Below are 22,092 nucleotides of genomic sequence, written 5' to 3'. Positions count from 1 at the left end.
ATGACCCTTATCTAAAGAGTAGAGGCTAGACAAATCTAGCCCCTACAGTTCATTAATTCAAATCTAATGAAGGAATTAGCTCAGCAAACAGTGCATCCTGCTCTTTTAGCAGATTTGTAAATCCTTCAGCATTTTCATAACGATAACCTAATCCTAGCTGGTCTAGAGTTGCTTTAAATTCTTCACTTTGTGCGGTTTCACCGAATGACTCTTCTAAAGTTTTTACAACATCTTCAGGAGTATCTTTAGGAACAGCTAGACCACGCCATGTACCAATCGATAAGTCGATTCCACTTTCCTTAAGTGTTGGAACATCTGGCAAGGATTCAACACGTTCATCCGCCATAACGGCCAATACTTTAAGCTCACCTGCTTCTACTTGTGTGCGTACTTCAGCCGGACTTACAGATACTGCGTCAATATGTCCGCCAAGTAAAGCTGTAACAGCTGGGGCTGCTCCTTCAAATGGAACGTGGTTAAACGTAACGCCTGTTTCTTGTTCAAATGCGGATGCTGCTAAATGCCAAATCGCGCCTGTACCTGAGTTACCAACCTTTAGGTTTTCTTCCTTAGCCGCTGCAATAAATTCGTCGATTGTATTCCATGGTGCATCAGCTGAAACTGTGATCGCTGCCGGGTCTTCATTTAGTAAAGCTACTGGCTGGAAATCTTCATATGAAAATTGAGCCAAACCAGAGTGAGGTAAAGTTAATAATTCGACCGTAATCATGGAAACTGTATATCCATCGGGTTTTGCATTAGCACCGTTTTGCATCCCAACGGCACCGCCGCCTCCTTCTCTATTCACAACCGCTACAGATTGACCCAGGTCCGTTTGATCTGCAAATGAACGCGCTAATGAGTCTGTTCCGCCACCAGCTGCATAAGGAACAATAAGTTCAATTGATTTATTTGGGAAGTCCGATCCTGAAGCGTTTTCATTATTTGCCTCATTTGAACCGCCGCAAGCTGCGAGAATTAAAGATAAGATTAAAAGAATACTAGCTAATTTAAACTTTTTCATAAAAAAGAACCCCCTGTTTTACATGGATGAATTTTAATTTCTTGCTACAAAAAATGGCCAAGCTGTCTTGAAATGTTTTGTGCTGTTTCTCTTAACTTTGGAATACAAGTTTCAAGCTTTTCTTTCGTCATTCTTGTTAATGGCCCAGTCACACTAATGGCGTATTGAACGTGATTGCGGTGATCTTTGATTGGTGCCGCCACACATTGGATTCCAGGCTCATGTTCCTCATTGTCAAATGAGATTCCGTCAATCCTGATTTTTTCTAATTCACTTAGCAAAGCTTGTCCGTCAACGATGGTATTCGGGGTATATGACCGGAAATCATTATTTTCTATAAATCTGGTTATATTAGATTTATCAAAGTGAGCTAAGATGGCTTTTCCTACACCCGTACAGTGTAATTGAGCTCTTCTCCCAATTTGTGAATAGATCCGGATTGTAGAATTGTTATCTACCTTATCGATATAAACAATTTCATATCCATCCAACATGACCAGATGAACAATTTCCCCTGTATCAGCACTTAGCTTCTCGAGATAAGGCCGTGCAATTTCAACAACATTTAAGTTCTCCACAACAACCTGATTCATTTCTATAAACTTTAACCCTAATCGATAGATTGCATCTTTTCCAAACTTTTGAACGTAACCATATCGCTCTAACGACATCAGCAACCGATGTGCTGTACTTTTGGCAACATCTAAAGATTTAGAAATTTCAGTAACCCCAAGACCTCTCGGATTATTTTTCAATAAGTCAAGAATATGCAATGCGCGATCAACGGATTGGATCATCACACTCCCCCTTTACATTGTTCCGTATTATGGAACCGCTTTCTTTATTATGGTACTAATATAAACCATTTGTGAAAACGTTGTCAACTTATTTTCTTTAATGAAAGGTTCTCGTCTTAGATGATAAATATAGAGTCTATGTCCCCATTTCTCCTATATATCAAATTGTTAATCTATAAATAAATGGTTAGATTATTCAATCAATTTTAGGTTTATCCTTTTCTATACTTGGATATTTAAGAATATAAATATCGTAGATTACTATCTTTCTTCTTGCACTGAAAGGAGGTGAAATCTTTTCTTGCATAGACCGCTTGTATATTTGTTCTTTTTAATAGGGACGATCGCGTTCCCTTCATTAGCCTCAGCGCAGAGTATTCTGCCTTCTGCTGATCTAGAGGAAATTGACGCTGTCTCTCCTGTATCTGCTGCAGCCGAGGAAAACTCGGATGAAGGTCTTCCTATAAAGACTGAGAAACCTTTAGAATCCTTACATAAGGAAACAGTCAATGGTAAAGAGACGATCGATTATATCCAGCGAGAACTGGCAGATTCAGTAGAACAGACGGAAATAACTTTAGAAGCAGATAAAAGCAGTGTTGAACTGGAGATGACTGCTGACCGAGTTAAGGTTGAGGCAAAAAAATCACTTACACTAGAGGATGATTTGAATCCAAATCTGTCTCTTCCGATTGAAAATAGTGATAAAGACGGGCTTCCGACAGTAAAAGATTCAACTGTCACAATCGAAAAGAAAAATCTATTTTCGAACGAAGTACCTCAACAAGATTCATTAGCAGATGAAGCTCAATCGGAAGTGGAAATTTATCCCATTACAAATGCAGAATTTATTCAGCCAGATCAAGAGACATCATATCCCACACCAAAACAGGAAAGACCGATGCTTTTCTTTTATGACCATCCTGGGGTTATCGGATTACCGGGAGGCAGCTTTGGAAGTATCATTCCCAATCATTCAGATATCAGCACCGGCGGAGTCATTTATGGACTCTTGCAGGATCCGCAGCGAATTTTTGAATTCAAACAAGGAGTATTGTCAGGAAAAGTTTCATTTTACTTTGACCAGTGGCTGAATGCTCCTCCCGTGCAGCCGCCAGAAACATCCTTCTTCTTTTCAGCAAAATAAAAATTATCATTAAAAAGAAGAAGGAGAGATTTTGATTATGAAAAAAGGATTAAAATTAATGACTGTTTCTGGAGTAGTTGCAATAGGATTATGGATGGGTGCAGCAGCATCTGCAAGTGCTTTTGGTGTTGAATTAGGTTCTGAAACCGATGGAAAAGCCAGCAGCAATCTGCAAAGTCAAGTACTTGCAAATGAAGTGCAGCTTCATTCAAATATGAACATTGATGCACATGCTGATTTATCCATTAATCTTGAAGCTAACGAAGGAGCAGCCTCAGTCGAAAAGCAAGTTCAAGCAGACCTTGAAGACGGTACCGAAATGGCTGAATCTGTTAGTGTTGAAGGAGAAGCTATAACAGAAAGTTCTATAAGTGTTCGAGACAATGCTGAAGCAAGAGCTGATGGTGATGCAGAAGCTGAAGCAGGTGGAGAAACAAGTGCAGTTGTTGAAAATTCACTAGGTGATGCTCAAACAAATGCTGATGCACAAACTGGCACATCTGTCAACTTTTCCGCAAATGTCACCAGCTTTGCTGACAACAATGCTTCTGTAAAAGCCAATGCATCTTATGCAAATGCTTGCACGAAAGAAGAGTTGCTTGGAAGTGTAACAGGATCCGCTTCTGGGAATACAAATACGAATCTTTCCGCCGATAAAAAAGTAACAGCTGATGCTTCTCTTAAGGCTAATGTAAATCAAAGTACACTAACAGAGGCAGCTGCATTAGCGGAAAAGCAAGCTGAGCTTCAAGCCAAGGCTGACCTCTCCGCTTCAAGCGAACTTGAATTAAATGCTTTTGAACAATTTATCCTAGATCTTTCCAATAAAGTAGGTATTGGTTTACAAGTACATGTTAACTAAACTGAAAAAAGCAGTAAGAGGAAATCTCTTACTGCTTTTTATATTTATGAAAGCGGCTAGTCTTGATCAGACTCCACAAAATCTTTAAGAGAGAACAGCTTTTCATCCCAGTATTGCTCAAAAAAGGCAAGCCAATCTTTTATTTCAGTCAACGGTTCTGGCTGAAGCTTAAAGCGCGTTTCGCGGCCAACTTTTTGACTGCTTACAAGACCCGCTTCTGACAGTACTTTTAGATGCTTATTGACAGCAGTACGGCTAATCGGGAACTTATTTGAGATCGAAGCAATCGGCATTTCCTGATCAGCCAGCAATTTAAGTATACTACGGCGGGTTGGGTCGGCAATTGCCTGAAACACATCATGTTGGGTATGAAGTGTAACCAAGTTTATCCCTCGATATAAGCCCGAAGTGCTTCTTTGACAATCTTCTCCCATCCGCCATCCATAACCATGCGAATCTTAGAGTGCGGTTGTCCAAACTTCGTAACTTCTTCAGCTTTCCAGCCAGAATGAATCAAAGTAAACTCTGTTTTTTCTTCGTCCACCTTTTTTAATTCAAAAACCACATGCCAATCCTTATCCCAATCAAAACTTAACCGGTTTGGTGGATCAATTTCTGTTACTTTGCAAGATGAATCACCATATGGACCAGCATGAAGTATAAATTCTTGCCCTAACACCGGTTCAAATGTATTTGGCATCCACCATCCCGCAATTCCTTCCGAAGTTGCTACAGCTTTCCATACTTTTTCAATGGGAGCGTTAATAACTAAAGTTTTGCGAATATCAGGTAATCTTTCTTGTGATGACATAAAAGATGTTCCTCCTTTTATAAAAATAACACCCAGAAGTGTTATAAATATTATAACACTTCTGGGTGTTACTTTATATAATTTTCTCTAACTTAATATTTTCCATAACATCTGTTTGTACACTTAACCATTAATAAGTGCATAAAAACAAGAGCAGTTCGGCATCTTAAAAGGTAAGGAGATGATCGTATGCCAGACAGAGAACCAAATGTAGAGTCAGCCAACCATCCTGACACAAAAAAAGAAAGTATCATTAGTGATCCAGGTGCTTACCAAATGGGAGTAATCGTTTCTACAAACAAACTGGAACCGAAACAAGAAAATAATCCTTTGCATCTTTCAGCCAAAACGAACGATAAAATGAAAGATTTCGAGCGACTTATGCGCGGAACACCAGCTGACGAGCAGTAAGGAGGGACAATGATGTCAGATTGGAATGAACAGGCTGCACCCAATAACAACACGCCACCGGAAGTTCTCCGTTCTTCTTTAAAGGACCAGAAAAATAAAAATCAAACCAAAAAGAGAGACCAAAAAAAATAAGGATGTAAGTTAGGCGCACCTTACATCCTTATTGATGAATCATTTTTATCAGTTTCTCGAGTCCTTCTAGCAGCCGCGGGGAAGGTCTGCAAAACAAGGATTCCTCTAATACATGAATTCTATTATTTTTAACAGCCGCAAGCTCTAACCACCCCGGACGCTTTTTGATTAGCTCGGGGTTCATTTTCGCCTCTTTTACTCCTACCCAAACCATGCAAATATGATCAGGATTTTTACTTTTCACCTCGTCCCAATCCGTTTGAACACTGGCTTCAGGATTGGTTTCAAAAATATTGTATGCACCCGCTAGCCGGCTAATTTCTGACAGCCAATTAAGCCCGCCTGGAGTAAAAACAGGTTTTGGCCACCATTCCCAATAAAGCGACGGTCTGGTTTTGATTTGATCTGAAAAGGTTTGAAACCGTCTAACTTCTGCTTCAAATCGTTTTGCTTTTTCGATTCCTAACTCACGATATCCCAAAGCATCAGCAATCGTCCGGATATCATTTGCAATTTCCCGCAGCGAATTGGGGTTCAATGTGATGAACGGAAGCTTTCTTTTTTCTAACTCAGCTATGTTTTTTTCCATCCCTGGAACGCTGAGAGAAGCAAGGACCAGATCAGGATTCATTTTTTCCACCTGGTCCATATTGATCGAAAGGTCCGGCCCAACCTTTGGCAGATGCTGTACCTCTGGCGGCCAGTCCGAAAAATCATCCACCGCGACGAGGTCTTCTGTTCTCCCTAGATAGTGAACAATCTCCGTATTACTCGGACAGATCGATACAACCCGCATTTGTAAGTCTCCTCCCGTATGTAATTGAGTTCTGTTTTTCGGAACATGCTGCGTTTTTTCAGAATTCGGCTTTATTTTTTGGAACTCAGCACCCCTTTTTCCGAACTCGGCACCCCTTTTTCCGAACTCAACACCCTTTTTCCGAACTCAGCACCCGTTTTTCGGAACTCAGCACCCCTTTTTCCGAACTCGGCACCCCTTTTTCCGAACTCAGCACCCCTTTTTCCGAACTTAGCTCGATTTTACAGAGCCCAGTTAGAACCCTCTAATACGCCTCAGCCCCGTTTTTCCAGTAACGGCTGACAAACTCCAGCTACTCCCACTAGCCCTAAAATGGTCAGCAAAATCTTTTGCGGACCATAATAAGCATCTTTCGGATCAAAATATTCCTCTAATGTATGTGCACCGCCAAAGTCTCCGCCGCCTCCGAGCGTTACCGCTGGGATACCCATACTTATCGGAACATTGGAATCGGTACTGCTTGCCTGTTCCAGAACTGGATCAGCACCCATGGCTTTAGAGGCTGCTAAAGAAGCCTGAACAATGGCAGACTCTGGACTTTGTGAGCCTGCTGGCCTATTGCCAACCATTTTGATTTCTACTGTTATGACTTCTTTTCCCCAGCGTTTATTTTCTAGCTCTGCCGCTTTTTTCAAAATCCGCAATGTTTCTTCCTCTACATTTTTAAGTTCTTCTGGTGAAGTCGAGCGCAAATCGATCACCATATTAGCCGTCGCTGCAATCGTATTAACAGATGTTCCTCCAGAAATTGTACCGACATTAAAGGTCGTCTTAGGATTTTTCGGTGTTTCCAGATCAGAAATCATCGAAATGGCTCTTCCTAATGCATGAATCGCACTTGGCGTGCCGAAAGCTCCAAAGCTATGGCCGCCCGGGCCTTTATAGGTCACACTATATCGAACGCTTCCGGTCGCCAGATAAGTTGTCCTAGTTGGATCCCCCGGTTCAATAGAAATAAATCCATCGATATCGTCACGGCTTTCAAAGAGCGCCTTGACTCCCCGCAAATCCCCTAATCCTTCTTCCCCGACGGTGGCTCCAAATATAATATCGCCTTCTGTTTCAATTTTGGCCGTATTCAAGGCACGTATTAAAGTTAATACTGCTGCAAGCCCTCTGCCGTCATCCGATATTCCTGGAGCATATATTTTTCCATCCTTTATTTTCGCAACTGTATCAGTGCCTTCCGGAAACACCGTATCTAGATGAGCACAGACCACAAGCTTTGGTCCATTTCCATTCCCCCGTCTTACTCCAAACACATTCCCGACATCATCAGTTTGGACATCTTCAATCCCTAGTTCAATTAGTTTTCTTTTGAAGACTTTGCCTCTGGCCTGTTCCTGAAAAGTTGGAGCAGGGATTGCAGTTAACTCGATTTGTTCTGTTGTAGTCCGGTCATTATCGTCTTTCAGAAATGAAAAAGCTTCCTGGATTGCCTCTTCGGTTAGAAGTTCCTTAAATAGACTTTCGATTTCCGCAGATAAAATCATAATTATGTAAGCCCCTTCCAATTGATTTGCCGTCTTTATTCTTATTTTATCAATTTTTTGATAATTATAGAGTCGTAAACTTTCATTTTCATTGTTACCAGTTTTCCATGATTTTACTGTTGCGCGATTGGACCCCGTTTTTGCGCGTATTTTGAAAAAGTTACGCGTATTTTCAAATTGTTGCGCGTAAATTTAGATTCCTGCGCGAATCGTTTCCAAAAAAACTCTAGAATGATTTTACCTCACCCTAGAGTTTAATATTTTAATAAAATCCATAAAAAGTTAACAAATTCTCTGTGAGTGATTTTTTATAACCGGATTTTTATAAAATTGATAGAAAAAATCGTAAATATAATGAAAAATCCAATCCACCCATACTACGCCGCTAGTTATGCCACTTCTTCCCTATCTCAAACCTCACATTGCGTGCTCCCAAAAATTCAGCAAAACGATGAAGTGCACGATCTATAGATTTCTGCAAAGCTTTTGTATTTTTTACGCCCGGTTGAAGTTCAAAAAGCTGAATCACAAGGGTTTTAGTCTCACGGTCCACCCTTGGATCAACCCTGCCTATTAATTGATCCCCTGCTAGAATAGGCATCGTATAAGCACCGTATTGCCGCTTTTCTTTTGGAATATAAATTTCCCAGCGATACGAAAAATCAAAGAAGTCCTCCAGTCTTTCTCTTCGCCACAATAGATTATCTAACGGCGGTAAAAATAGAATCGGGCCATCCTCTGGAGGCAATGGACTTGCTGCAGACTCAAGAAGATCCACATCCTCTGCTCTTATAAAATAGGACCTTTTCACACCCTCCACTTCAATTGGAACCAATTCGCCTCGGCTTACCCGGTTTTCGATTTCAATTTTCCTGTCGGCGGCTTTCATTCGCTGCCAGCCAAACCGCAAATCACTCGAATCAAAGATTCCATACGCATTTATAAATTTTTCTATAAGTGCCTGGCTTGCTTCATAAACAGAAATTGCGTCAGCCTTTTCCCAAATTTCTTTAGGAACAGTGTCTTCCGTTATACCAAAGATTCGGTCCAAACCAATTCTCTCCACAACCCGGATCTCCCCCGTATCCATTAAAAGATTAAGCGCATGGGAGGTTTCCTTTGTGCTCGGGGCCTTATTATCCCAGTAACCGTGCACCTTTACCTCTGATTTAAAAGCACGGGATGGCAGCGGTCCTTCCTTTTTCAGTCTGTCTACAACATGGTCAACAACTGGGCCTAATGCCTTTATCCTCTCATCCAGTGCATCGTGCATCCTCATTCGAATTGGTTTAAAAATCGGATAATCCTCGATCGGAATCACACACGCCTCGTTGGCTTTGTATTCAAAAACCTTATGTCCGGAAAGCAGCTCATTTAAATGATCAGGATGATATCCTGGCATTCGAGCTGCAAGCGTCAAATGCTGGTTTTTTTCAACAACGGCAACAGGGTCAATTTGAACACACTCCAGGCTTTTAATCATTTGTAAAACTTGGCTGGCGTCTATTTTACTTTCCTTAAACTGTTCCTCTTCTGGCCAAAGCTTCTGCTTTTTAAGCAGAAATCTTCTGGCCGTTGGTTTGTCTATTTTTAACATACAGGGAACTCCTTTTACATCAAAAGTAACGGCTTCAATCCATTATCATATTCTATAACTTGTCTCATATCTTTATAATATGTCAAATCAAATTACATACCTTTTGAACCTGAGCTTCAGCATGGTTAAACAGAAGACAAAGAAGGAGACAGCTCATGAGAACTTTTTTTAAAGGCACACTGTTATTGGTTGTTGCTGCGTTTATTGGGGAATGTATTGAATTTATCATAAACATGGTTTTGGCCAAAGAATTAGGCGAGGAGGGAATGGGTCTATATATGTCCATTCTCCCATCGATTTTTCTCATCGTTATATTAGCAAGCCTAGAGCTTCCGATCGCTATTTCGAAATTTGCTGCAGAGCAGGAAGAAAGATTTCATCGCAGCATGCTAAAGCACGCCACACGGTTAACGATTATTTTCACAATTGGAATGCTAATTCTCGTTAGCCTTATTTTACCATTTATTCCGGTATTCGATGAATATCATCCACTTGTTCGCTGGGTTGTCATTATTTTGATTCCGGTTATTTCCTTCACCTCCATTACCCGCGGATATTTTATGGGGACCCACAGAATGGGAAAAATCGCTTTTTCTAATTTCTTGAGAAGATTTGTGCAATTACTTCTATTAGTGTTTATCTATCGGCTTTTTAATTTCGAAATTGAAACATCAATTTTAATTGCCTTATGTACAATAGTAGTTAGTGATATTGTGGTCTTCGGGTACCTTGGTTTTACCTATATCATCCAGCTGAAAGAATTAAATAGGAAGCCAAGATCTTTTATCGATAAAAAAATGGTTCATCAAAACCTGCTCTCTGTTTCCCTGCCTACGACGGGACTTCGCATATTTCATGCAGTTGCCCATGCCGTACAGCCCTTTTTGATTAAAACTGCACTTGTTACAGCTGGTTTAACACCAAATATGGCCAACGAGCAATTTGGTTTACTGGCAGGTGTTGCACTGACAATTGGGTTCTTCCCGGCTTTTATAGCCCATTCCCTTTTAATCGTTTTGATTCCAACGGTTTCAAAGGCTTATGCCGATAAGGACTTTCGAATGCTTCAGAGCTTATTGCAAAAGGTTTTTCGCTTTACCTGTCTATACGGAATCCCGGCCGTCTTTGTGTTTTATTTATTTGCTGAACCTCTGACACAGCTATTTTTTGATTCAAACTCAGCCACATTGTATTTGCAAATCCTATGGCCTTATTTCCTAGTCCATTTTTTCATCATTCCGATGCAGGCTTTCCTGATTGGACTAGGATTGGTAAAAGAAGCTTTTTACCATCAAATCTGGTCTACACTTATTTCATTTGTGCTTATGTTTGTATTGGGCTCATTAAAACCATTACAAATGGAAGGTATTATTATCGGTATGAACACGGGTGCCCTTTTAATAGCCCTCATGCACTACTTAGTGATTTGTAAGACAATCAGAATTTCGGTCTGGTCGAGAAGCCCAGTTAAGAACTATTTAAAGTTTGACTAATTAATAAACCCGTCCATGGACGGGTTTATTGTTATTTACTTTTAATTTTGAAGCGCAGCCGAAAATCCAGACAACATGTGAGCCATATGTACAATCCCTTGCTCAAAATCCTTTAAGCGAATCGACTCATTCGGTGCGTGTGCTTTAGATCCTACCCACCCTACTCCCGTACTGACGATTGGGAGCTTCAGATTTTCACCGAAAATATACATAGGTCCTGTTCCTGCTGAGTTTGGTGCCAATACAACATCATTTTGATACACCTCACGAGCGGTTTCCATCACATGAGCTACAAATGGATGGCTAAAATCAGAGCGGTACGCTTTTTGCCCATTCAGCAGGGTTGCTTTTACATCATGAAACCCATGCTTTTCTAAGTGAGATTGAATACATTGTAAAATATGATCTGGGTCTTGTCCCGGGACAAGGCGGCAATCCAATTTTGCCTTTGCACTCTTAGGCAGAACCGTTTTAGCACCTTCTCCTGTATAACCGCTCTCTAGTCCGCAAATAGTCATGGTTGGTTTTGCAACCATTGCCATTCTAGGGTCAATTCCAAGTCCTTTAGTAATCAATGGCCGTTTTAAACCGTACAGCTCACGAACAGCTTCCTCGTTGAATGGGAGAGCATTGACTGCTTCTTTTTCAGTGTCGGTAAGTTCTTGAATGCCATCATAAAAGCCTTCTACGAGTATTTCATTGTCCTGATTTCTCATTGTGGCCAGAGCCTGCACTAATCTCCACGCTGCATTATCGACATAGGCGCCGACCGATGAGTGCATGTCAATATCTGCGCCCACACACGTCAGTTCCATATAGGCCATTCCTTTAATTCCTGCTACCATACTGATCCGGTCTTTTTCATCTTTTCCGCCGAATTCCCATATGCATGCGTCTGCCTTAAATTTCTCTGTATACGTTTCAAGATATGGCGTTAAATGAGGACTGCCGATTTCTTCTTCACCTTCAATTAAAAACTTAATATTACAAGGCAAGCCGCCTGCTGTCTGCTTCAATAATTTTATGGCTGTCAGGCGGGCAACTAAATCCCCCTTATTATCGGCAACCCCGCGTGCAAACAGTTTTCCATCTGCAATCGTTGGCTCGAAAGGTTCTGTCAGCCATTCTTCAAAAGGTTCAGGAGGCTGAACATCATAATGATTATAGAAAAGCAGTGTTTTGTTTGAATCCCCATTGCTTCCAGCCGCAAAAAATCCATAGACTACCGGATTTCCTCCAAGGTCATCCAAGACTTCGGCTTCCCCTCCTGCCTCTTTAATCATGTTTACCACAAAGGCAACGGTCTCAGGAATGGCTTTATTCTGTGCTGAAATTGTAGGAAAACGAAGATAGCTTTTTAAGGTTTCAAGCGCATTAGGAACCAGCTCTTTTGCTGCATTTTGTAAGGATTCCAATTGAGGATTAGTCATAAAAAATCTCCCTTCAGGTCATGATATTGATTATTTCGACACCCGAAGGAAGATTCCCTTTATTGATTTCAATAATTTATAAAATTTTTAGGCTTTTTTCGTATGCTTTGTTGTTTTTAACAGAGGTAAACATGTTCGTTCCATTTCGCTCCAGACACTTGCTTTCCGCGGGGAAGAAGCAACAATCTATTCGAAAACAGCCAATTTTTACTATCATTTTATCTCTCGCTTACAAACACATTTCTGACCCGGCTCACTGCAGCTTGGGAGCCTCCTTTATCTTGCACCCCTTCTACCATCATGGCAATAAGAAGTTCAGGGTTATCTAAATTATAAGCGACAAACCAGCCGTTTTCTGTTCCTTGTACCCCTTGCTGCTCTTTAATTTCGGCTGTCCCAGTTTTCCCGGCAAGAGCATAGCTTTCAATTCTGGCGGTTTTTGCAGTTCCATTGGGATCTTCAATTACTTTTCTCAATGACGCATTGATTTGATTAACTATTTCAGCATCGACCAAATTTTCACTCCATGGCTGTGAAGTTTCTTGTTCAGCAAGAAGTGTCGGCTTCAGCATCGTTCCGTTGTTTAGAAACGGAGTGTAGGCAGCCGCCAAGTGGACCACACTCATTTCGATCTGCCCCTGGCCATAACCAGAGTCTGCCAGACGGATTTCATTCTCCAAATCTCCAATATTGCCTGGATCGAGCGGAAACGGATAATCGATTTCCTGACCAAAGCCAAAGCTTTTCAGGCCTTCTGTAAACCCTTGTGCACCGATTTGCAATGCTGCCTGAGCAAAATAAATATTGTCCGAAACAATAAGCGCCCGGTCCAAATTTACTGGACCATTTGTGGCTGTTACTCTGGTGACTTTATAATCGCCCCACGAACTGTCTTTCTGCCATTGAAGCCCGTTTACATCTATCGTCCAATCTGTTGTGATAGCTCCTTGTTTTAAACCGATAGCAGCTGTGATCGGCTTCATGACTGAGCCCGGAGCATACCCCTGCTTAAAACGGGTTATAAGCGGTTTTAATGGATTTTCCTCCAGTTCTTGCCAAAACTCCCCTGTCGCTCCGAGGGTTGCCGTGTTGGGATTAAAAGACGGACTGCTGACAAGCGCAAGCGTTTCCCCGGTTAAAGGATGCAGAGCAACACCGGCTCCCGGTTCTCCATTCAGTTCATGATACATTTTCGTTTGCAGGGTCATATCAATTGTTAAAGTAACATTTTCTCCATTCACTGCTTCTTTTTCGGCAAGAACCACTTCCGACCCATCTGCTTTCTCAATATAGATTCTTGCTCCGTTCTCTCCTTTTAGCCTTTCTTCGAGGACTTGTTCCATTCCTCTTTTACCAACCACATCGGTACTGGAAAATCCTTGGCCGGCTAATTCCTCAAGCTCCTCAGCTGTAATGGGTCCCACATACCCGACAAGATGAGCTGCTGCCTCCTTGTAAGGATAAACACGGGCCGGTACATCCTTCTTTACAACAGAGGGGATTGAAGTCACCTTAGCAAGCAGCTCCGTTTCCTCTGTTGGAATCTTTTTAATCGGAACAAAATAATCCGGCTGTACCCATTCAGCATTTAACGCTTCTCGGATTCGTTCCGGGCTGACTCCAAGCAATTCGGAGACCTGTGCAATAATCTCTTGCGCTTTGCCTTCCATTTGACCTGGCACAATCCCTATTTCATATGCAGTGCCGTTCATGGCGATCGCGTTTCCAGTGCGGTCTACTATCTCGCCTCTGGCTGCAGGAGTACTAGAGAGCCTTATTTTATCCCCTGCTCCCAGCTCAGGAAATATAAAAGTCGTATCCCAGTCCACGTACCAGTTTTCAGCATCATTCCGCTCTTCTTTCCTTAACGGAGCAGTATGCTCAAAAGATATCTGTCCGGCGAGTGAATTCATTTCTGCGGCAAATGAAAATTGAGCTTCTTCTCCCTCAACTTCTTCTTCCGGAAGATTAGCTGTGACGTTTAAGTCGCTTATTTTCAGATCATCATACACTTTTTCATATCGACCTACAAATTCTTCCTTTGTAATTCTTTCTTTCGCATCAGCTGTTAAAAAATCGTACATGTCAGAAAATTTTCGCTCGTTCCACAGGCTCACATATTCCTTGAAGCGCTCCTGGGCGGTCGGCTCATTATTGCAAGCCGCAAGGAAAATGGTGACCAATAGCATCAACAATACAAATATCCATTTTTTCAAAACGTTCCCCCCTATTGCTAATTCTATGACCCTTCTGTTTGTTTATACTAACTGGGAAACTTGTTTTACGGAAGATGGTAAATTTGTCATCTGTACCCATACATGGACAATCCGAAATAAAAAAGTGCTGCACAGATCTGCAACACTTTATATTTTCTCCACTTTACAATTTATACTTATTACGCTTTCGAACCTGTTTTCGTATAACTTCATCCCGCTCTCCCCCGTCAGACAATTCTTCTGCAAATTCGTGATCTTTGCTGCCAAGAATAGGAGCTGTTTCTATTTTCTTTTTATGTTTCATCAGTTGTCTCCCCTGTTACCCGCTCGTTTAAATACTTGTTCTCACCTGTAGCGAAGGACACATCTTGAAGACTGTACTCTACATTTCCTAAATGCAGTGTACGGTGTTTGATTTTCTCATTATTGTCTGACGTGTTGATATCGTTCCTTGGCTTATCTTCCATGCGATCATTCTCCTTTAGTTTGGAATTATGAGGAAGCTTGACACCATTTTCTAATTTTTAAATAGGCTTATCTATGTTTTTCCCGAAATAACCCAAACTATGCTTCTTGAACCATGGAGGAGGCTTAAGGCGTTTAATCTTCATCTTTAATATCAATATCTTCTGGAATCGGTTCACTTAAATATTCAGCAATCATCGCCCGATAATTCTCGAGCTGCTCAAAGTGAGTGTTAAATTGGTCTTTATTAATCAAGTATTGCTCCCCATCATGGACCGCACGAATTCGTTTTTGTAAAATCAGACTCTCAATATACGATTCGTCTAAGGATAAATATTCGGCAGTTTCTTTGATGGTCAGATACATATCCCAAAACACTCTCCTTTTCTTATTTATTTTTATTGTATATAAAATGAGAGAAATTTTACAGCTAAATGCTAACAGAAATCGTATGTAAGCTTTCGTATTCCATTTCAGCCTGATTTGCTGTTTTTGATTTTTTAAAAATTTAGGCTTCGACAATCTCCTCGATTTCTTGTATAGTTAACCAAAAATAAGACAATGAAGAGAGGAGCAACTGTAATGGTCAATACAGAAAGACTTTGGAATCGAATCCAGGAGCTTGCATTAATTGGACAAACTGAAGACAATGGTGTAACCCGTTTTTCCTATACTAAAGAAGAACTTGAAGCTAATGAATTGGTGAAAAGGTATATGGAGCAAGCAGGGTTAGTTGTATCGTATGATGCAATTGGAAACTTAATCGGATCGACTCCAGGAGAAGAGGATTTACCTGCCATTCTGTTAGGATCTCATATCGATACTGTTCCGAACGGCGGAAAATTTGATGGCAGCTTAGGGGTGTTGACGGCAATTGAAGTCATGCAATCATTACAGGAGCAACAAATCCGCTTAAAGCATCCGGTGAAGGTAATTGCTTTTAAAGATGAAGAAGGAGCAAGATTTGGCTTTGGTTTACTTGGCAGCCGGGCTGTTGCAGGAAGATTAGAAGACCAAGACTTAGATAAGAAAGATGCACAAGGGATTTCCATCCGAGAGGCGTTAATCAATCAAGGCTATGATCCTGAAAAAATCGCAGCAGCTAAAATGGATCATGTAAAAGCCTACATAGAGTTACATATTGAACAAGGCAAAGTATTAGAAAACCATGATGTTCCCGTTGGAAATGTGACGGGTATCGCTGGCCCGCTTTGGTTAAAGGTAAAACTGGAAGGAGAAGCTGAACATGCAGGTGCCACTCCTATGGGACAAAGAAAAGATCCATTAGTGGCAGCTAGTCTGATTATCGCCGAAATTGAAAAATTGGCCAGTCAATTTCCATATGCAGTTGCAACAGTTGGTTCTTTGTCACTTACGCCAGGGGGCATTAATGTAATTCCTGGCAGTGTTGAATTTACTGTTGACATACGTGACATCTCAGAGGAAATTCGAGACCAGCTCGAAAAGGAAATTACTGATTTTGCTATTCAAATTGGAAATGAGCGCGAAATAAAAGTGACCATTGAAGAGCTGCAAAGGGTAGCGCCTGTATTATGTTCTGAAGATATTCAAAACCTAATTAAGGAGAGCATTGGTGAACAGCATATCCCGGTTATCTCCTTGCCAAGCGGGGCCGGGCATGATGCTATGCAATTCAATGGTCTTTTTCCAGTAGGCATGATTTTTGTTCGTTCCAGGGATGGCATCAGTCATAATCCTAAGGAATTTACTGCCAAAGAGGACGTACAAGCCGGAGCGGAAACCATGCTTAAAACATTAATTAAACTCGACGAGCTCTAATAACAGCTGACGTGTAAATTAAGAAAAATGGGTGGTGACAGACACCTAACTATGGATATCAAACATCTTCAATATTTCATTGAAGTCACAAAATTCAATAGCTTTTCAAGAGCGGCTGATCATTTGTTTATTACGCAGCCTACTATTAGTAAGATGATTAAAAATTTGGAGGAAGAACTGGGGGTTACGCTATTTGACCGTTCGCGGAAGCAGCTGACTTTGACGGATGCAGGGAAAATTATTTTAGAGCAGGCTAAATTAATTGATAAAGCATTCAATAATTTAGAATCCGAATTGGACAATTTGCTCGAATTAAAAAAAGGACATATCCGCATTGGATTGCCTCCTATATTTGATGCTCATTTTTTTATTAAAATCATTGGTCTATTTCATGAAAAATACCCCGGCATCACCTTTCAATTAGAAGAAGATGGCTCGAAAAAAATTGAGGAAGACGTAAAGAATGGCCTTTTGGATGTCGGTGTAGTCGTCCTCCCAACTAAAGAAGAAGTTTTTCACTACTTTTCTTTTATGGAAGAAGACCTTCAATTAATTCTTCATCCATCCCATCAGCTCGCGAAAAAAGAAGAAGTCCAGCTTGCTGAATTGGCTGAAGAATCCTTTATTTTATTTAATAAAGACTTTGTGTTAAATGATAAAATTGTTTCTTCCTGTAATGTAGCCGGATTCACCCCGCACATCATTTCTGAAAGCTCTCAATGGTCCTTCATTCAAGAAATGGTAGCATCGAAATTAGGTGTATCCCTTTTACCGGAGAGTATTTGCGGACATTTAAAGGAGCAAGTGAAGACAGTTAAAGTCGTGAATCCCTCCATAGGATGGAATTTGGCGATGATCTGGTCAAAAGAGCTTTACCTTTCCTATGCAGCAAAGGAATGGCTTCGCTTTACAATAGATCATTTTACACATCAGAATCAGTAAATGCTATATCCGGGCTGTTCAAAAGGTCAGATAACTGACTTTTTGGACAGCCCCTTTTAATTTTTTAATACTGAAAAGATGCATAGGTAAGCATTTACATAGATAAAAGCTATAAATCCTATGAAAACTATCCATTTTACTTATAGTTCGATGGGGCTTACACTTGGTTCGTGGCAAGAAAATCCTTTTATCTGGCATCTGGTCACTAGATCCAAATAAGAAAGGAAGCGAAATGAAATGGAACCTAAAAAAGTAAGTGAAAGCCGCATTATTAATACTGATCAAGTATTATCATGCGATTTAAATAACTATAATACCCTTTTCGGCGGAGTCTTAATGAAAAAGCTGGATAGCGCTGCAACCCTATCAGCCCGAAGACACGCCCGTGTAAAAGAATGTGTAACAGCATCTACGGATTCAATAGATTTTCTCTGTCCGATTCACCAAACAGACTCAGTCTGCATTGAATCATTTGTCACTTATACAGGAAGAACCTCCATGGAGATTTTCTGTAAGGTCATTGCTGAAGATATGATGACTGGCGAACGCAGAATTGCTGCAACAGCTTTTTTAACATTTGTCGCATTAGATGAAAATAAAAAACCGGTCGAAGTGCCAGGTGTTATTCCTGAGACAGAAGAGGAACAATTCCTTTACGAGACAGGTAAAGAACGGGCAGAAATGCGGAAGATGAGAAGACAAAAGAGTAAAGAACTGGCTCAATATATAACCGTTAAAAAGCCATGGGACAATTAACCGGAAGGAGCAAAAATAATGACAACACTTTGCAGTCATGAAGATCTAATCGCCACTCAAGAAGCCCTTAAAAATGTTGAAAAGTCCTATCCAGCCCTCTTTGAACAGTTATTTCATATTGTCAATTTAACCCGTTCATTACAGCTTCGATATCAGTTTATGGGCTGTTTGCTAATGGATGAAGATCCAGGGAAAAATAAACCATCCTACCTTCACCATTCGGTATTAGGACTATATAAAAGTGAAATTCAAAAATTAAAAGATAATCCAGATTTCCCTGTCATCCAAAAGATGATTAAGTCTTTCAAGAAAGTCGGCTACGCCAAAATGTGCCTCTTACTGCTAGGAACAGAACCCGAAACGCTAACAGGGTTAACTGTGATTAAGTAAAAGGTGCCATAACCACCCAATTCAAGACTGCGAAACAAGAACTTTCGGGTGGTGACTGGCACCTTTTTTACTTTTCTTTAAATTGCTTAATCGCTTCGATCCGGTTTTTCACACCGAGTTTGTCGAGAATGACGGAGATATAGTTGCGGACCGTGCCGGTTTTAATTTGGAGAGTGTCTGCAATTTCTTTTGTGTCTTTACCGTCGGCAACGAGCTCCAAAACTTCTCGTTCCCGTTCCGTTAAAGGGTTCATGTCAACATTGTAAGCGTCCTCGATTAGTTCTGGTGCGTAAATCCTTCTTCCAGCCATGACACTGCGGATCGAGTTTGCTAAATCTTCACTCGGACTGTCCTTTAAAAAGTAACCGCTCACCCCTGCTTTCAAAGCACGCTGAAAATAGCCAGATCTGGCAAACGTGGTTAATATAATAACTTTACAATCATCATCCTTTAATTCTTCAGCCGCTTCTAGTCCGCTTTTTCCCGGCATTTCGATATCCATAATGACCACATCGGGATGCAGCTTGCGAACAAGCTCCACTGCCTCTTCCCCATTAGACGCTTTCCCCACTACTTCCATATCATCCTCTAAGTCAAGCAATGAACCAAAAGCTCCTAGCAACAGCTGCTGATCTTCTGCAATGACAATCCGAATCATGAAAACTCCTCCTTTTCCGTTTGCGTCAAATCCAGCGGCACTCTTAGCTGCAAAGTCGTTCCATCCTTTGTCATTAGCTCCAAACTGCCATTTACAAATTCGAGACGTTCTTTCATACCTTTTATTCCATGACCCTGCATTAAATGTTCGGCTGAATGATTGAATATACCATTATCATGTATGGTAACGATTGTTTCCTCCCGAGTTTGTTCAATTTTTATGGAACAGCGAGTGGCCCCGCTATGTTTAACAATATTAGTGACAGCCTCTTTTAAACACATACTTAATATATGTTCGGTTAATAATGGCACATTGGACAATTTAAATTCTCCCACTTCCTCAAGGTGAATCTCGGCTGCGTCTAATAGCTCTTTTACCAGCACAAGCTCATCCTTAAGGCGGACTGCACGCATGGATGAAACCATGTTGCGGACTTCATTAAGCGCTGTTCTGGCAGTTTGCTGGACATCCTTCAATTCATTCCGGGCTTGCTCCGGATTTTTATATAATAAACGTCTGGCCAAATCGCTTTTTAATCCGATTAACGAAAGTTTTTGTCCAAGAGTATCATGGAGATCGCGAGCGATTCTCTGCCGCTCTTCCAACACCCCTAATTCATGAATTCTTTTATTTGCATCCTCTAGTTTTTCTTCTAGCTGCCCCTTCTCATTCCGATTATAAATGCTAAACGGAAGCAGAATGACACTAATCCAAATCACAATTACAAAGGGCAGCTGCTTTAAAAAGAGTTCATCCTGCTGTACAATACTAAAATTAATCGAGACCGAGGTGCTGATTAAATGAACAAAATACAGAATAAGAAACGTAACACGGTCTTTTATATTTCCAATATAATGTGCTAAGAAAAACGCAAAATACACATAGCTGTAAAGGCTCGTTGTGGTAATGGAAATACCGATAAGGAGAAATGTCCAAAGATAAACAGGCCAGCCTCTAGCAAAAAAAGCAATACGGTACAGGATAAAAAAGACGAAAGTCAGCAAGATCCCCAAAATAATTTCAATAGTTGAGTCCGCTTGAATAATAAAATAAAAAGGCAGTATAAAAAGAATCACCCATATATAAGGAGATATTCCGCTATTTTTTTGAAAAGCCAGATATTTTTTTATCAGATTCATGGTAAAAACCTCTTATAACCCAATTTTCAAACATATGCAGAAAAACAGGGCATTCTAAAATGGCCCTGTTTTCATCATATCATTTCCTTATCCTGCTAACTACCTGCTAATTTGTGATTGAGATTGTGATGGGATTTGATTCATGCCGGATAGCAATGGAACATCCTTATAATGAACAAACTTCTTTTGATTCTCGTCCCAAAGCCGAAATTTAAGTGAAGTTAAGCTTGTTTTTAGCGTGATTGTCGGCACGTGCTTTAAGGCATCGGTATTATTATGTGCCGCTTCCAACTGATAATTCGGAACTCTTGGACATAAATGATGAACATGGTGATAACCGATATTTCCTGTAAACCATTGAAGTACTTTAGGAAGCTTATAAAAAGAGCTGCCTTCCACTGCTGCTAAAACAAAGTCCCATTTTTCATTTGGTTCAAAATAAGAGTCTTCAAAAGTATGCTGCACATAAAATAGCCATACCCCGATTGAACCGGCAATCAAAAAGATGGGTCCCTGTACTAAAAGGAACGACTGCCATCCAATCGCGTAACATAGTAGAGCTATGATGGCTGCAATCACAATGTTTGTAATATATAAATTAATACGTTCTCCTCGTTTGGCACCTTTTTTATTAAAACGGTTTTTTAATAGAAATACGTAAGTTGGACCTAACCCAAACATAATAAAAGGGTTCCGGTACATGCGGTAACGGAAGCGTGTCCAAGCCGATGCAGACTTGTATTCATCTACTGTTAACAGCCAGATATCGCCGGTTCCGCGTTTATCTAAATTTGAACTCGTCGCATGATGAATCGAATGATCATGCTGCCATTGGCTGTAAGGAAATAACGTAAGGATTCCCGTAATGGTTCCAAGAATTTTGTTGGCTTTTCTGTTTTTAAAGAAAGAGTGATGGCAGCAATCGTGAAAAATAATAAACATCCGCGTTAAAAGACCTGCGCCAACAACCGTTAAAGCAAGGGTAAGAAGATAAGAGACTGAGAGAGTTTGATAAGCAAGAATCCATACAACAAAGAAAGGAACAATCGTATCAAATATCTGAATGATACTTTTGCGAGTATCAGGTTTTTCATAAGGAGCCACTTGTTTTCGTAACATCTTTTGATTTTGATTTTGTTTTTCCATATATAACCCATCCTCTTCCGATTAGTTATCTCCCATTATAAAGAAAAGAAGAAGACGTTTGCAGACACACATGTCATACATCAACCATGACAAATGTCATGTTTTAAAGCAGAATTTACTATTTAAAAAAACACTATTTAAGATAGTGGCTAAACTTGGAGTTGGATTCTTAAATTTTACTTATCATCAAAAAAATTTGAAAAACACTTGTCTATAACAAGTGTTTCAGATTGAAGACAAAAGGCATTTGGGAATGTTTTTATTCCCAAATGCCTTTATGATTTTAAGAATTTTTTTCAGAATCCATCTTAGAAATGAGTGTGATTTGTCTATTATTCTTATTCTTTATGCCATTTTTGGACCTACCCAAGTCCAGTTGGCTAATTTCTTAAGATTTATGGCAGCAAACGTAAGCATCGCCTGCATGGACAATTTTTTAAGGCCTCTTAAAGTAGTCCATCGCATACCATGCTTTTCTTTTGCATCCGCAAAGACTCGTTCAATGGATTCTTTTCGACGTGCATATATTTCTTTTACTTCTTGTTTATGACGAAGGTGTTCGGCCT

Annotated in this window: 24 protein-coding genes; 8 read left to right on the top strand and 16 right to left on the bottom strand. The window is 40.4% G+C overall.

Annotated features, from left to right (window positions below; genetic code table 11):
• Positions 1-52: 52 nt before the first annotated feature.
• On the bottom strand, positions 53-1,024 hold the full coding sequence (locus MLE14_RS10105; protein WP_243298246.1) for a tripartite tricarboxylate transporter substrate binding protein: 972 nt from the start codon (positions 1,022-1,024) through the stop codon (positions 53-55).
• 44 nt (positions 1,025-1,068) lie between these two features.
• Complete coding sequence (locus MLE14_RS10100) at positions 1,069-1,821, bottom strand: IclR family transcriptional regulator (protein ID WP_243298245.1); 753 nt, start codon at positions 1,819-1,821, stop codon at positions 1,069-1,071.
• Between the two features lie 301 nt (positions 1,822-2,122).
• Here MLE14_RS10100 and MLE14_RS10095 point away from each other — a divergent pair, with 301 nt between their 5' ends.
• Positions 2,123-2,968, top strand: coding sequence for a hypothetical protein (locus tag MLE14_RS10095; protein ID WP_243298244.1), 846 nt, complete (start codon positions 2,123-2,125; stop codon positions 2,966-2,968).
• A gap of 37 nt (positions 2,969-3,005) precedes the next feature.
• Complete coding sequence (locus MLE14_RS10090; RefSeq protein WP_243298243.1) at positions 3,006-3,830, top strand: hypothetical protein; 825 nt, start codon at positions 3,006-3,008, stop codon at positions 3,828-3,830.
• 56 nt (positions 3,831-3,886) lie between these two features.
• On the opposite strand, the gene MLE14_RS10085 is transcribed toward MLE14_RS10090, so the two are convergent.
• Together MLE14_RS10085 and MLE14_RS10080 are read right to left on the bottom strand one after the other, a co-directional pair.
• Positions 3,887-4,213 carry an ArsR/SmtB family transcription factor gene (locus MLE14_RS10085; protein WP_243298242.1) on the bottom strand — a complete coding sequence of 109 codons (327 nt, stop codon included), beginning with the start codon at positions 4,211-4,213 and terminating at the stop codon, positions 3,887-3,889.
• 2 nt (positions 4,214-4,215) lie between these two features.
• The gene (locus MLE14_RS10080; protein ID WP_243298241.1) at positions 4,216-4,641 is read right to left on the bottom strand and encodes an SRPBCC family protein; all 426 of its coding nucleotides are present in this window, start codon (positions 4,639-4,641) and stop codon (positions 4,216-4,218) included.
• Positions 4,642-4,830: 189 nt separating this feature from the next.
• On the opposite strand from MLE14_RS10080, the gene MLE14_RS10075 reads away from it, so the two are divergent.
• Complete coding sequence (locus MLE14_RS10075; RefSeq protein WP_243298240.1) at positions 4,831-5,052, top strand: hypothetical protein; 222 nt, start codon at positions 4,831-4,833, stop codon at positions 5,050-5,052.
• A gap of 160 nt (positions 5,053-5,212) precedes the next feature.
• On the opposite strand, the gene MLE14_RS10070 is transcribed toward MLE14_RS10075, so the two are convergent.
• The 3 genes from MLE14_RS10070 to MLE14_RS10060 all read right to left on the bottom strand — a co-directional run bounded on the left by MLE14_RS10070 (position 5,213) and on the right by MLE14_RS10060 (position 9,091).
• Positions 5,213-5,980 carry a cobalamin-binding protein gene (locus MLE14_RS10070; RefSeq protein ID WP_243298239.1) on the bottom strand — a complete coding sequence of 256 codons (768 nt, stop codon included), beginning with the start codon at positions 5,978-5,980 and terminating at the stop codon, positions 5,213-5,215.
• 275 nt (positions 5,981-6,255) lie between these two features.
• Positions 6,256-7,494 (bottom strand): M20/M25/M40 family metallo-hydrolase, encoded by a 1,239-nt coding sequence (locus tag MLE14_RS10065; RefSeq protein ID WP_243298238.1) that lies wholly within the window; start codon positions 7,492-7,494, stop codon positions 6,256-6,258.
• A 385-nt stretch (positions 7,495-7,879) separates the two neighbouring features.
• Positions 7,880-9,091 (bottom strand): winged helix-turn-helix domain-containing protein, encoded by a 1,212-nt coding sequence (locus MLE14_RS10060; protein WP_243298237.1) that lies wholly within the window; start codon positions 9,089-9,091, stop codon positions 7,880-7,882.
• A gap of 155 nt (positions 9,092-9,246) precedes the next feature.
• Between MLE14_RS10060 and MLE14_RS10055 the strand changes: the two genes are divergently transcribed.
• Positions 9,247-10,584 (top strand): polysaccharide biosynthesis protein, encoded by a 1,338-nt coding sequence (locus MLE14_RS10055; RefSeq protein WP_243298236.1) that lies wholly within the window; start codon positions 9,247-9,249, stop codon positions 10,582-10,584.
• Between the two features lie 41 nt (positions 10,585-10,625).
• On the opposite strand, the gene MLE14_RS10050 is transcribed toward MLE14_RS10055, so the two are convergent.
• The 5 genes from MLE14_RS10050 to MLE14_RS10030 form a co-directional block, all read right to left on the bottom strand.
• Positions 10,626-12,014 (bottom strand): M20/M25/M40 family metallo-hydrolase, encoded by a 1,389-nt coding sequence (locus tag MLE14_RS10050; protein WP_243298235.1) that lies wholly within the window; start codon positions 12,012-12,014, stop codon positions 10,626-10,628.
• Between the two features lie 218 nt (positions 12,015-12,232).
• Positions 12,233-14,230, bottom strand: coding sequence for a penicillin-binding transpeptidase domain-containing protein (locus tag MLE14_RS10045; protein ID WP_243298234.1), 1,998 nt, complete (start codon positions 14,228-14,230; stop codon positions 12,233-12,235).
• Positions 14,231-14,393: 163 nt separating this feature from the next.
• Positions 14,394-14,534, bottom strand: coding sequence for a hypothetical protein (locus MLE14_RS10040; RefSeq protein WP_243298233.1), 141 nt, complete (start codon positions 14,532-14,534; stop codon positions 14,394-14,396).
• A complete protein-coding gene (locus MLE14_RS10035) occupies positions 14,524-14,697 on the bottom strand; it encodes a hypothetical protein (RefSeq protein WP_243298232.1) in 174 nt (57 codons plus the stop codon). The genes MLE14_RS10040 and MLE14_RS10035 overlap by 11 nt, the downstream gene beginning before the upstream one ends.
• Before the next feature lie 133 nt (positions 14,698-14,830).
• The gene (locus tag MLE14_RS10030) at positions 14,831-15,061 is read right to left on the bottom strand and encodes an excisionase family DNA-binding protein (RefSeq protein WP_243298231.1); all 231 of its coding nucleotides are present in this window, start codon (positions 15,059-15,061) and stop codon (positions 14,831-14,833) included.
• A 216-nt stretch (positions 15,062-15,277) separates the two neighbouring features.
• On the opposite strand from MLE14_RS10030, the gene MLE14_RS10025 reads away from it, so the two are divergent.
• The 4 genes from MLE14_RS10025 to MLE14_RS10010 all read left to right on the top strand — a co-directional run bounded on the left by MLE14_RS10025 (position 15,278) and on the right by MLE14_RS10010 (position 18,583).
• A complete protein-coding gene (locus tag MLE14_RS10025; protein WP_243298230.1) occupies positions 15,278-16,495 on the top strand; it encodes a Zn-dependent hydrolase in 1,218 nt (405 codons plus the stop codon).
• A gap of 51 nt (positions 16,496-16,546) precedes the next feature.
• On the top strand, positions 16,547-17,437 hold the full coding sequence (gene cidR, locus MLE14_RS10020) for a cidABC operon transcriptional activator CidR (RefSeq protein ID WP_243298229.1): 891 nt from the start codon (positions 16,547-16,549) through the stop codon (positions 17,435-17,437).
• A 237-nt stretch (positions 17,438-17,674) separates the two neighbouring features.
• Positions 17,675-18,193, top strand: a complete 519-nt coding sequence (locus tag MLE14_RS10015) for an acyl-CoA thioesterase (RefSeq protein ID WP_243298228.1) — start codon at positions 17,675-17,677, stop codon at positions 18,191-18,193.
• 18 nt (positions 18,194-18,211) lie between these two features.
• A complete protein-coding gene (locus tag MLE14_RS10010; RefSeq protein WP_243298227.1) occupies positions 18,212-18,583 on the top strand; it encodes a hypothetical protein in 372 nt (123 codons plus the stop codon).
• Between the two features lie 67 nt (positions 18,584-18,650).
• On the opposite strand, the gene MLE14_RS10005 is transcribed toward MLE14_RS10010, so the two are convergent.
• The 4 genes from MLE14_RS10005 to MLE14_RS22735 all read right to left on the bottom strand — a co-directional run.
• The gene (locus MLE14_RS10005; protein WP_243298226.1) at positions 18,651-19,241 is read right to left on the bottom strand and encodes a response regulator transcription factor; all 591 of its coding nucleotides are present in this window, start codon (positions 19,239-19,241) and stop codon (positions 18,651-18,653) included.
• The gene (locus tag MLE14_RS10000) at positions 19,238-20,374 is read right to left on the bottom strand and encodes a sensor histidine kinase (protein ID WP_243298307.1); all 1,137 of its coding nucleotides are present in this window, start codon (positions 20,372-20,374) and stop codon (positions 19,238-19,240) included. The genes MLE14_RS10005 and MLE14_RS10000 overlap by 4 nt, the downstream gene beginning before the upstream one ends.
• Before the next feature lie 105 nt (positions 20,375-20,479).
• Positions 20,480-21,526, bottom strand: a complete 1,047-nt coding sequence (locus tag MLE14_RS09995) for a fatty acid desaturase (protein ID WP_243298225.1) — start codon at positions 21,524-21,526, stop codon at positions 20,480-20,482.
• Between the two features lie 345 nt (positions 21,527-21,871).
• Positions 21,872-22,092: transposase (locus MLE14_RS22735; RefSeq protein WP_390628623.1), on the bottom strand; the 221-nt coding region annotated here is incomplete at its 5' end.

The sequence above is a fragment of the Bacillus litorisediminis genome (assembly GCF_022808645.1).
GTDB classification, from domain to species: Bacteria; Bacillota; Bacilli; order Bacillales; family JC228; genus Bacillus_BF; species Bacillus_BF litorisediminis.
The sequence above is the reverse complement of the archived record's forward strand: the minus strand, read 5'-3'. Positions and strand labels throughout refer to the sequence as shown.